The organism is Baaleninema sp., from assembly GCF_049974805.1.
In the GTDB taxonomy this organism is placed as follows: domain Bacteria; phylum Cyanobacteriota; class Cyanobacteriia; order Cyanobacteriales; family Geitlerinemataceae; genus Baaleninema.
Genome location: NZ_JBNGCO010000058.1, coordinates 17,409 through 28,880, shown reverse-complemented (window position 1 = coordinate 28,880; position 11,472 = coordinate 17,409). Strand labels below are relative to the sequence as shown.

Genomic DNA, 11,472 nt, shown 5'->3' with positions numbered 1-11,472 from the left:
AGACTCCTCTAAGCCTTACGCCGTAAGCTTTTCACTTCTTTTCAGCAAGCCCTACCTAAAAATATGGTAATTATCCCGATGTATTGGCGGTGGAAGCGTTGGCCGACAAAGGCACCAAAAGGCGACTGACAATCCGACCGTCATCGAGTTTCTCGATTAAGAAATCCCCACCCATTTGGCGCATGAGCCGTTGGAAAATCAGAAATCGCAGTCCGGGGGGTCGATCGAGGGACGAAGTAGCCAGAGCGTCGCGACAGCCTTGAAGTTCCGAGGTCGTGCGTCGTTGAAATTCCTTCAAGAGCCTCGAATCGATCGATCCGTTATCCGTCACCGACAGTTCCAGAAAATTGCCGGGGTCAGAGGCCAGGGGACGATACCAAATATCGATGCGATCGCCGACTTGAGAGCGGCGACAGGCGGCGGTCAACACCTCGTAAAAGACAATAGACAGTTGGCGGGGGTCGGCGTAAACCGTCACGTTTCCTTCCCGGTGAACCTGCATCCAAATCTGTCGTTTTTCCGCCGTCGGTTCCACAAGATCGAGAACTTGCTTAAACAGCTTGACGATGGAAATTCCCTCCTCCTTCGGCTGTAACTCCCACTGTTCCTGTTTCAACAGTTGTCCTACCGAAGTCAAATTCTGCTCGAGTTCCCGCCAAATCTCCTCGTAGCGCACCTGTTGCAACGAGGACATTTGCGAAGTCCCCATCGTCTCCTGTAACGGTTTCAACTGCTTCATTCGGGCCAAGAGCGATCGATACAACTCCTCAAACCGACGTTGCTTGTACCAATTCAGCGGTTCCAATCGATCGCGCAAGCCCAGAGCCAGATCGCCCAACAGCCAAGTCCGCCGTCCCCAAGCCAACTGCATCCCAAACAACTGCAACGCCTCCAATTGGGGGCGTTCCCAGGGTCGATTGCGATAATCTCCCACCACCAACACCGAAGTCGGCTTCGCCCCCGGTGTCGTTCGCAAAGCCAAAGCGCGCACGTTCAACGAAGTCAAATGACACAACCACCGCTGACTGGAGGCGGGAAGCCGTTCCAGAGGCACCGGACCGACAAGTCCCTCTCGCGAGAGCGCCTTAAGAATCAACTTATCCTTCTTAAGAGAAATCGTCGGACTTCCCGACATCGAATATTGCGGGTCGCCCACGTAGACTGCGCTTGCATATCCCGTTTTCGCCCCGGGTTTCCAGGTCACCAACGAGAGAAACGGCACCTTCAACAGGCGCCCCAAGCGAGCCAGCAGCCGATCTTCGAGGTCGTCCAAACTCTGCGAATCGATGAGTTCTTTCGAGCCGTTGCAGAGTTCCTTAACGAGAGTTTGATGCTGCTGGTTTTTCTGCTGAAGCTGCCACTGACGCAACAACGCGCCCACCTGACGACTGGCGAGGGTGACGAGTTCTCGGTCTCCCACCGTCCAGGTTCGGGGTCCTTCTCCAGAGACCACCAACAACGCTTCTGGGAGGTGGCCGGGGGTAGTATTGCCAATTAACAACGCCTTGAGACCCGCTTCCACAAAGGCCGGTTGCCAGGCCGTCAAGCGCATATCCCCCGCGCCGTCGAAGCTGGAATTCGTGGGACTGTCCGAGTTGAGTTCCCAGGCTTCGATGGCGATGGCGTTTTCGCTCCGTTCGAGGAGTTGCCAATCCACAAAGGATAGGGGCGGAACCCCCGACTCAAAGGGCGATCCTGCCGTCGAGGGATATTCGTAAACCACCTCGAACTGATTGGTTTGCAAATCGGCGGACAACACCGACACCCGTTTAGCTTCGAGTCGATCGCACAGCCGTTCGGCGTAGGATTCTAGCGTGGCGGTGGTATCGTCAGAACCGGCCACCGTTTGCGTCAGTCCCACCGTCAAATCGCGATCGCGCTCGATAGCGTCCATCCGTTCTTGGAGGTCTGAGAGGGGGGTGGTGAGGGCGACCAACTGCGCCGCACCGCGCACGTACTGTTTTTCCTCCTCCGACCAAATGCGGGCTTCGCTGCCTTCGACCGAGAGAAAGCCCAGGAGGTTGCCGCGAAACAGAATCGGCGCCGCCAGGAGCGATCTCGCCCGAATTTGGTACATCAAGCGGCTGGTGGCGTCTGCTTTCAAAGAGGAATAGGCCTCGCCGATGGCCACCACGCGATCGTCCGTCAAAGCTTTGTAGAAGCCGCCGAATTCCGAAAGGGGAATTTCCGAAGCTTCGTCGTTATCGCCCCGTCGCCGCGTCGTCGAACTGGCCCGGGAGCGCAACCAAAACAACTGTCGATCGCTCTCGAACCAGTAAACGTGAGTGCGGGTCGGTTGCAAAAACTGTTGCGTCGTATCCACGATAACGTTTAAGCGATCGTCGAGGGCGACGGTCTCCGACAACTGCGACATCATCGACAAGAGCGGTTCGTGAGGGCGTTTGACGCTGCGCCGCTGCTGTTCCAAATCCTGTTGGTATAGTGCTGTTGCCAGCTCCCCTAATACCATTGACAAACGAGTTCGATCGTCAGCGGTGGGGGACTGTCCCCAAAAGGTCGAACCCAAGAGAACGACACCGAAACAGAGATGGCGGTAACAGAGGGGCAACACCACCGTTCCCTGAACCCCCAATTGTTTCGCCACCGTTCCCCATTCTCCGGCGCGGGTTTCCTCCCGCAAGTCGGCGAAGGTGGCGCCCCGTTGTTGGATGACCACCTGTTCCATAATGTCGCCGGGACTGAGGGCGAACTGTTGGCGCATCAGCTTATCCGTTCCGTTGGGACTCGTTCCGCCGATACCCTGCAAGCGGTGTCTGAGGCGATCGTACAAGCCAATCCAAATCAGGGGATAGTCAAATTCCGACTTGAGGTAGTCGAGGGTCGTCCGCACCAAAATATCGATCTCTTCTTCTTCCCGTAACGTTTGAAGGGTGCGACCGAGGGCAATCAGTTGTTGTTGGTCGAGCGTCGTCTGTGCGTGCTGCATAATGGCGGGTAGGGGTTCGGAATCGTCGTAGGCGTGACAGGTTGGCCAGTCCGTCCGGTCGGGAAACATCAGTGAGGTCGCGTCAGCCGTTGACCTGCGCCAGGACAATCTATGTCACGATGAAAAATGTCACGATTGAAACGTCACAATTTAAAAACAGCGTCGTCAGGTTCGTTCTCCGGAAAATTCGATGGATTTATATCAACGAGTCGTACAGCCGATCGTCTTTGCGAGTGTCGATCCCGAACGAGGGCATCGCTGGCTCGTTCGCACTCTGATGCAGTTGTCGCGAGAGGCGGCCGTTTCCGAACCGCCGGCTTGGGCGGCCGTCGCGCGATCGCAGCTCGAACGAACCCTCTGCCTTCACGACGAACGCCTCCAACAAACCCTCTGGAACCTCAACTTTCCCAACCCCTTGGGTTTGGCGGCCGGCTTCGATAAAAACGGCGAAATCGGGGAGTTTTGGGGTGCGTTGGGCTTTGGCTTCGCCGAACTGGGGACGGTGACGCGGCACGCCCAACCGGGAAACCCACCGCCGCGACTGTTTCGCCTCGTGGAAGACCGGGCGGCGCTCAACCGCATGGGTTTTAACAACAGTGGGGCGATCGAGGTCGCAAAGAACATCGAACGAGTGCGATCGCCGCATTTACCTTCGATTCCCATCGGCGTCAACTTGGGCAAATCGAAAATTACCCCCTTAGAGGAGGCGGCTGGAGACTATCGCGAGAGCTTTCACCACCTCGAGGCGTTTGGCGATTATTTCGTGATTAACGTCTCGTCGCCCAACACGCCAGGTTTGCGGTCGCTACAGTCGCCATCGCAACTCGAACCGATCGTCAGCACCCTGAAAGAAGAAAACCGTAATGCTAAGCCTATTCTAGTCAAAATTTCTCCGGATTTGGATGAGGGGGCGATCGCCGACGTTCTCGAGTTAGTTAAAAATCTCGACCTGGCAGGAATTATCGCCACCAATACCACCATTTCGCGAGCGGGACTGAAAACCCAGGTGTTGGCGAAAACGGGAAATCCCGTGACGGAAGAAGCCGGAGGCGTCAGCGGGGCGCCGTTGCGATCGCGATCGACCGAAGTCATTTCCCTCATCTGGCAAAAAACCGAAGGAAAACTACCCATCATCGGAACGGGTGGCGTGATGAGCGCCGAGGACGCCTGGGAAAAAATTACCGCCGGCGCCAGTTTGCTGGAACTGTACACCGGATGGATTTACCACGGCCCCTTGCTGCCCAAACAAATTTTGTCGGGGTTGCTGAAGAAATTAGACGAGTTGGGATTGAACCACATCAGCGAAGCCGTGGGACTGTCTCACCGCCGCTAATCTCAAGAAAATCTCGATCGAGCGCGTTGCCGTGCAACTTTCCCGATACAATGGCTAACGGCGGGCGGGCTGTGGAGCCGCCGTTCGCGGACGCCGGACCTAGTCCTTTCGCCCTACCGCCGAGCGAAGTGCGGGACGTCGTTTTTATTACAAAAACTCGTTAATGGCTCAGTCCCCGACTCCCTACAACACGCCAGACTTGTAGGGAGAAGTCGTTTTCTGTTTGTACGAAGCTGCCAACTATGCCAAAAGTTCTTGTTTCTGATTCAGTCGATCGCGCCGGACTCGATATTCTCTCGCAAGTCGCACAAGTCGACGTGAAAACGGGGCTGTCCCAAGACGAACTGGTGCAAGCGATTCCCGAATACGACGCTTTAATGATTCGCTCGGGAACGCAAGTGACCAAAGAGGTTATCGAAGCGGGGACGCAGCTCAAAATCATCGGTCGCGCCGGCGTCGGCGTCGATAACGTCGATGTCCCAGCCGCCACTCGTCAAGGCATCGTCGTCGTCAACTCCCCCGAAGGGAACACGATCGCCGCCGCCGAACACGCCCTGGCGCTGATGCTCTCCCTGTCTCGTTACGTTCCCGCCGCCAACCAGTCCGTCAAAAGCGGCCAGTGGAACCGCAAACAGTTTATCGGGGCAGAAGTTTACAAAAAAAACCTCGGACTCGTTGGCTTGGGTAAAATCGGCTCCCACGTAGCCGCCGCCGCCAAAGCGATGGGCATGAAGCTCATGGCTTACGATCCCTATATTTCCACCGAACGGGCCGAACAAATCGGCTGTCGCTTAGTGGAATTAGATGTCCTGTTCCGCGAAGCCGATTACATCACCCTGCACGTGCCGAAAACGCCGGAAACCGCCAACCTCATTAACGGGGAGGCGCTGGCGAAAATGAAACCGACCACGCGCCTCGTCAACTGCGCGCGGGGCGGACTCATCGACGAAGCGGCCTTAGCTGAAGCCCTGGAAAACGATCGCATCGCCGGGGCCGCCTTAGATGTATTCGGCAACGAACCCCTCGAAGAAAATTCTCCCCTGCGTGCGGTGGGTAAAAACCTGATTCTGACCCCCCACTTGGGCGCCTCCACCGCCGAAGCTCAAGTGAACGTGGCCGTGGACGTGGCCGAACAAATTCGCGATGTCCTGCTGGGTCTCCCGGCGCGGTCTGCGGTCAACATTCCGGGTCTGTACCCCGACGCCCTGGACAAGTTGCGTCCGTACCTGCAACTGGCGGAAACGCTGGGTACGATGGTCGGACAACTGGCCGGCGGTCGCGTGGATTCTCTGACGGTGCGCATGCAAGGGGATTTGGCCGACCAACAAAGCAAACCGATCGTCATCGCGGCGTTGAAAGGGCTGCTGTCTCCGGCACTGCGGGAGCGCGTGAACTACGTCAACGCCAGCATCGAAGCCAAGGAACGGGGCATTCGAGTTGTGGAAACTCGCGACGCCTCGATTCGCGATTACACTGATTCGCTGCATTTGGAAGCGAAAGGTTCCCTCGGCGAACATAAGGTGACGGGGGCGCTTCTCGGAGACGGCGAAATCCGCATTACTAACGTGGACGACTTCCCCATCAACGTGCCGCCGATTCAACATATGTTGTTTACCCGTCACCGGGATATGCCGGGGATTATCGGGAAAATCGGCTCGCTGCTGGGAAGTTTTAATGTCAACATCGCCAGTATGCAAGTGGGACGGAAAATCGTTCGCGGCGACGCGGTGATGGTTCTCAGCCTCGACGATCCCTTACCGGAAGGGATTTTAGAGGAAATTATGAAAGTTCCCGGAATTCGGGACGCCTACACGGTTCAACTGTAGGAGACTCGGAGGTTTCGGCAAGGTTGGAGGGCGACGGGTTCGACTTTCGGCCTTGCCGCCACGACGCCAAACGAGGGCAACGGTGCAGGAAGTGGAATCGAGATGAGTAATAGCTGGTGGGAAATTCAAGTCCTCGGCGATCCGTCCCTGGAAGACACGGTTTTCTGGCGGTTGGAGAGTTTTGGATGTCGCGGCATGGCCAGCGAAACGAAAGACGATTCCTGTTTGGTGCGGGCGTATTTGCCCCAGGAACAGGCCGAAATGCTGGATTTGGCGGCGTTGTCCCTATGGTTGCGTCAAGATGCGATTGCCATCGAGATGCAGCCCCCGGTGACGGGATGGCATTTAATTGAGGAAGAAGATTGGTCGAGTAGCTGGAAGCAGCATTGGGAAACGACGGAAATTGGCGATCGATTCACGATTCATCCGGCCTGGTTGCCGCCTCCGGAGGCGGGCGATCGCATCGTTCTCAAACTCGATCCGGGGGTGGCGTTCGGAACGGGAGCGCACCCGACGACGCAGTTGTGTTTGGAGTCGCTGGAAATGCGCGTCGGTATCGATGACAGCCAGCCGGTGTTGGCGGATATCGGCTGCGGTTCGGGGATTTTGTCCATCGGCGCGGCGCTCCTCGGCGCGAGTAAGATTTATGCGGTGGATATCGATCCGTTGGCGGTTCGCGCGGCGCGATCGAATCAAGAGTTAAATGGGATTTCTTCGGATGTGATGGTGGTGGAAGAAGGCAGTCTCGATCGCGCGATCGAACTGGCCGGCAGCCCCGTAGACGGGATTCTTTGCAATATCCTCGCCGAAACTATTGTTGAATTAGTTCCCAAAATGGACGTTCTCGCCAAACCCGAGACTTGGGGGATTATTAGCGGCGTTCTCCTCGAACAAGCCAAGCCGATGGCGGATGTTTTGGAACAGCACGGTTGGGTCGTGGCAACGCTTTGGAAACGGGGCGAATGGTGTTGTTTTAATATTCGACGATCTTAGATAATTAATCCTTGAAAATTAACCATTGAAAATTCATCATTGAGAACGGTCATTTCAAATTCCAAAAAATTGTCGATTGATAACGGTGATTCTATATAAAATCCCATTAAAAATCCCATTAAAATTATGGAAATCAAAGTTCGATATAAGCGATCGCTGGGAATTACTCTAGTGTTAGCATCGGTGGCTGTAGCGATGGATTCCTTTGTAGTGGGGCTTCAGGGGGATTTTCCGTTTAGCTTGATGTCGGGTTTAGTGACCTTGTTCGGTGGCGTTTTATTTTTAAAAAACAAGTATTTTACGGTTTCTAAAAACGAATTTATTTTATATACTTTAATCGGCAAAGTTGACCGAAATTATTCTTTTAAATCTTGGAATAGTTTGAAAATCGAAGATAATAGATTGTACGTCAAACAAGACGGTGAGTTTGAAAAAATACCCGTTTATAAATGGTTGACTAACGAAGCGGACTGGAACAGTCTTTCCGAACAATTAGACCAGCAACATTCCGAGTCGAATTACAAGAAAGCGCCGGAAAAAAACTCGAATCAAAACTCTTAGAAATCCGTCGTTTTTGAGCGTTTGTTTTTCGTTGTCCCTATGCTGTCGATCGAAACTGTTGGCTATCGCGAAAACATCGACATTATCCACCCGATCCGAACCCGAGTTTTCCAACTCGAACAAAACATCGCCCCAGAATTGGAATTCGACGGCCTCGACGCCGCCGCCACCCATCTGCTGGCGTTTTGGGGCGATACCCCAGCCGGAACCGCTCGCTTGAGGGCGATCGCACCCCACACCGGAAAAATCGAACGCCTAGCAGTTCTTCCCGAAATGCGGCGACGGGGAATCGGACGTCAACTGATGCAATACGCCCTCGAGAGTTTCCAACAACAGGGAATGCACCGCGTCGTCATCAACGCCCAAGCCTACATTGCACCGCTATACGAACAACTAGGCTTCCAAATCCACGGCGACCCCTTCGAGGAAGCGGGAATTCCCCACGTTTACATGGAAATTGCCCTCAATGGCTCTTACTCTGACTCTTAAAAGGCGAAATCGTCCCGTTTGACTCCAGATTCGGCGTCGTTCGCCACAACTGTTCCAAACGAGTGGCGGGAATCGTCAAATACAAAACGTCTCCCACCCGCAACTCGAGATCTAACAACTCCCAACCGTGGATAGTTTTCCCTTGCGTTTCCGCGTACAACGGAACGAAATCCCCCTTCGACGCCGCCGCCTTCACCCGCTGTCCCCAAAAAGGATGTTCTGGCGTAATCGTCGCTGACAGGGCAATCCACAAACTCCCCGCCGTCATACCGTTGCCGAAAATCTGACCCCCCAACGCCGCAGCGGCGAAGGAGGGGGCTGCGAGTTCCGTCGGACTGAGAACGGCATCGAACTCGAACACCTGCTGTACCATAATGGCAAAATTCGAGTCGCTGTCTCGGACAACCACCCGCAACCCCGGCTCTAAACCCTTGGCGGTGAGGGCGATTTCGAGGTTGGTCATGTCGTCGCTGGTGACGGCGAAGAGAGCGTTACAACGGTGGATGTTGGCGGATTCGAGACAGTCGGGAAGCTTGGCGTCGCCTTGGATGACGGGGAGTTTGAGGCTGTGAGCGGTACTGAGAAAGCGACTGTTGGGATCGCGTTCGACAACCACCACGTCGTAACCGTTATCTTGCAGGTATTTGGCGATTTGAATGCCCATTCCGCCCAAACCGCAGATAATGTAGTGTTTTTTTTCGGGGACGGGGGTGGCGTACCAGAGTTGGCGGAAGCGCGTGCCGAGAACCCAGTCGTTGAGAAGAGCGTAGGCGATGCCGATAACTCCGGCTCCGAGGAGCATCATCACGGCGGTAAAGACTTTGATGGCGTCGGGGGCGGCTTCGACAACTTCTTCGTTTCCTCCGGCACCTGTAATCATGCCGACGGAGAAGTACAGGGCATCGACGAAGGTGGTTTCGAGGTTAATGGCAGTGTACGTCACCGTGGCGATAAAAATGGTCACGAGGAGAACTAAGGTGACGGCGACGGTGGATTGAATTTGTTGGCGGAGGGTTTTGAGCCAGTTGAGGAAGGTGGAGAGGCGATCGAACAGGGATTTTCGATCGAGCCGAACGGTGGGTTTGGTGGCGACGATGAGACGATCTCCCACTTGCAACGGCTGTTGGTTGACGACGCCGGACACGAGATCGACGCGATCGTTGGCGGACAGGTAATAAATCAACATCCGCGATCGATCGTCCCAAAGTTCGTCGAGACTGCGATCTTTCCACGGATGCAAGTCGTGGATGTATTCTTCGTGGATGAACCAGGTTCGATGGAACAGTCGCAGATGTCCGATGGCTCGACTTCCGAAGGCGGCAAAGGCGAAAATGGGAGCGGCTAGGGCAGAGACGCTGAGGCTAGTATGGTCGGCGAGGGTGTTGTCGAGCCGTTCGCCGAGGCGATGGTTGAACAGGCGGTTAATGATGCGAATCTTGGGGTTGATGAGGCGAGCTTGCACCAACACCGCTAAGTTGAGGGCTTCGTCTGCACTGGCGAGAATCAGGGTTTGAGCGTTTTGGACCCCCGCCGCCAGCAACGTCGAGGTCGATCGTAAATCGCCGACGATGACATTTTCAGGATGGTTGGGTAAAGGCGTCCGACCGATTCCCACGACGGGGATACCTTGATGTTGCAACAGGCAAAAGATTTTATATCCCGTGCGACCCAATCCACAAACGATAATTCGGGGTTTCATGTTGGCGATCGAGCGTGAGCCAGCAGGTCGATCGAGGGGTCGATCGAGCTAATTGGCTATTTTCGATCGTCTTGCACTATTTTGCTGTATCGCGGTACACGGGAGGTGAGGGGATGAGAGGACGATCGGGGGCGGTGCGTGACGATTTTTCGGTTTCATTGCGACACCCGAGTTTTCAAGTCATGCACCCTACCACTGTTCACTGTAAAAGCGGGTTGACGTCGAACCAGGCGCCGTTGTCGTCGCGGTACTCGAAGACGAACAGACTGCGGACGAGGGTGCGATAAGCTTCGTTGTTGTCGATGCGTTTTTCGCGGGCGACTCGTTTGAGTAGGGTTCGTTCTTCGGGAGTTAAAGAAAGTAACAGTCGATCGCGACGTTCCTGTATGGCGGCGTCTAAACTGGCTCGAGATAGGGGAAAGGCTTGTTGTTTCTCGATTTGACGGTGGAACAACCGCAGTAAGTTGCGGACGTGACCCCCGCTGGCGTAGCAGAGGCGATCGAGGGTTTGGGGGCGATCGAACAGTTGGGGAATCAACCTCAAACGCTCTTGGGGAGACTGTTTCGGAAAGGCTCTCGCTAACAGCATTTGACGCAAGAGGGAGATTCCGGGGGCGAAACGGCGTCCGTCGCGGCGTTTTACGGACACCATCGGTAAGACTTTGGGATCGATTCCAAAAGAAAGAGTCACGCGGCTGAGTTCGCGGGAAAAGAGTAAACTCAGCGGAATAGTATAGACGACGTGACAGTTGAGTTTCGAGAGGCGATCGCCGCGATCGACGAATAAATATTCCGGTTGCGGGCGTCCCCAGGGTTTTTGAGTCATCTCGATGCGATCGAGATTGTCCACCAAAATCGCCAATCCCTGTTTTCCCTGTTCTCGTAAATCCGCGATCGCCGGTTCGATTAATTCCTGATTCAGAGCGTCGAGAAATCCCTGAATCCGAGGTTCGAGATATTGACGCAGTTGTCCCCGCAAGTCCGGACGTCCGTGGATTTTCTGGCTCAACCGCCGCAGTTGGTGACGCAGAGACCCCGATTTTTCGGAACTGTCGGTTTCGATCGCCGGAATTTCCGTCGTTAGTAACTGGTTGGCTCTTTCTAACATGGACACCAACGTCCCTGAAGTCTGGGTTTTGGATACTTGCGGTAGGTTTTCGCTGGTTTGACGGGCGATCGCCAGTAAAATATCCCCCACATCGAGATCCGCCATATCGAGATCCTGCGACGACTCGAAATAAATCACGTGAAATCCCTGATTTTGCAAACTCGATTGCAACCGCCACAGTTCCGTCGATTTCCCACAGCCGATATGTCCCGCCAGTAGTTGACAGGTGGGTTCGTCGGGGGAAAATAGCGTAATGTTAGCGTCGAGTTCGTTGGTGATGTCTCCTCCCCGCGCCACGGCTAAGTTGATGTAATACGCCCGTTCGTCGGGATGGTTGACGTTCAGGGTTTGACTGGGATTACAGGCTCGGTAGACGGTGGCGATGTCGGGAGAAGAAAGCATGGGAGAGGGGGTGATGGGATGATGGGATGATGAGGTGATGGGATGATGGGATGATGGGGTGATGAGGTGATGGGGTGATGGGATGATGGGGTGATGAGGTGATGGGGTGATGGG

General features: G+C 54.9%; 8 protein-coding genes. 5 read left to right on the top strand and 3 right to left on the bottom strand.

Translation table 11 applies throughout. From position 1 onward, the window contains the following. Positions 1-70: 70 nt before the first annotated feature. On the bottom strand, positions 71-3,016 hold the full coding sequence (locus ACP5D4_RS12540) for a GAF domain-containing sensor histidine kinase (RefSeq protein ID WP_428011962.1): 2,946 nt from the start codon (positions 3,014-3,016) through the stop codon (positions 71-73). Positions 3,017-3,137: 121 nt separating this feature from the next. Here ACP5D4_RS12540 and ACP5D4_RS12535 point away from each other — a divergent pair, with 121 nt between their 5' ends. The 5 genes from ACP5D4_RS12535 (at position 3,138) to ACP5D4_RS12515 (ending at position 8,149) form a co-directional block, all read left to right on the top strand. Then, positions 3,138-4,280 carry a quinone-dependent dihydroorotate dehydrogenase gene (locus ACP5D4_RS12535; RefSeq protein WP_428011961.1) on the top strand — a complete coding sequence of 381 codons (1,143 nt, stop codon included), beginning with the start codon at positions 3,138-3,140 and terminating at the stop codon, positions 4,278-4,280. A 242-nt stretch (positions 4,281-4,522) separates the two neighbouring features. After that, positions 4,523-6,106, top strand: a complete 1,584-nt coding sequence (gene serA / locus ACP5D4_RS12530) for a phosphoglycerate dehydrogenase (RefSeq protein ID WP_428011960.1) — start codon at positions 4,523-4,525, stop codon at positions 6,104-6,106. A 102-nt stretch (positions 6,107-6,208) separates the two neighbouring features. Further along, positions 6,209-7,099: a 50S ribosomal protein L11 methyltransferase gene (prmA, locus tag ACP5D4_RS12525; protein WP_428011959.1), complete on the top strand. Its 891-nt coding sequence runs from the start codon at positions 6,209-6,211 to the stop codon at positions 7,097-7,099. 126 nt (positions 7,100-7,225) lie between these two features. Beyond that, positions 7,226-7,660 carry a hypothetical protein gene (locus ACP5D4_RS12520; RefSeq protein WP_428011958.1) on the top strand — a complete coding sequence of 145 codons (435 nt, stop codon included), beginning with the start codon at positions 7,226-7,228 and terminating at the stop codon, positions 7,658-7,660. Between the two features lie 39 nt (positions 7,661-7,699). After that, complete coding sequence (locus ACP5D4_RS12515; RefSeq protein ID WP_428011957.1) at positions 7,700-8,149, top strand: GNAT family N-acetyltransferase; 450 nt, start codon at positions 7,700-7,702, stop codon at positions 8,147-8,149. Here ACP5D4_RS12515 and ACP5D4_RS12510 read toward each other — a convergent pair. After that, complete coding sequence (locus ACP5D4_RS12510; protein ID WP_428011956.1) at positions 8,124-9,848, bottom strand: potassium channel family protein; 1,725 nt, start codon at positions 9,846-9,848, stop codon at positions 8,124-8,126. The genes ACP5D4_RS12515 and ACP5D4_RS12510 overlap by 26 nt on opposite strands. Positions 9,849-10,047: 199 nt before the next feature. Next, on the bottom strand, positions 10,048-11,472 hold a 1,425-nt coding region (locus tag ACP5D4_RS12505), incomplete at its 5' end, for an ATP-binding protein (RefSeq protein WP_428011955.1).

Coding starts and splice junctions, on each gene's coding strand:
- serA (WP_428011960.1), top strand. CDS start 4,523: ATGCCAAAAGTTCTTGTTTCTGATTCAGTCGATCGCGCCGGACTCGAT.
- ACP5D4_RS12520 (WP_428011958.1), top strand. CDS start 7,226: ATGGAAATCAAAGTTCGATATAAGCGATCGCTGGGAATTACTCTAGTG.
- ACP5D4_RS12535 (WP_428011961.1), top strand. CDS start 3,138: ATGGATTTATATCAACGAGTCGTACAGCCGATCGTCTTTGCGAGTGTC.
- ACP5D4_RS12515 (WP_428011957.1), top strand. CDS start 7,700: ATGCTGTCGATCGAAACTGTTGGCTATCGCGAAAACATCGACATTATC.
- ACP5D4_RS12510 (WP_428011956.1), bottom strand. CDS start 9,848: ATGAAACCCCGAATTATCGTTTGTGGATTGGGTCGCACGGGATATAAA.
- prmA (WP_428011959.1), top strand. CDS start 6,209: ATGAGTAATAGCTGGTGGGAAATTCAAGTCCTCGGCGATCCGTCCCTG.
- ACP5D4_RS12540 (WP_428011962.1), bottom strand. CDS start 3,016: ATGTTTCCCGACCGGACGGACTGGCCAACCTGTCACGCCTACGACGAT.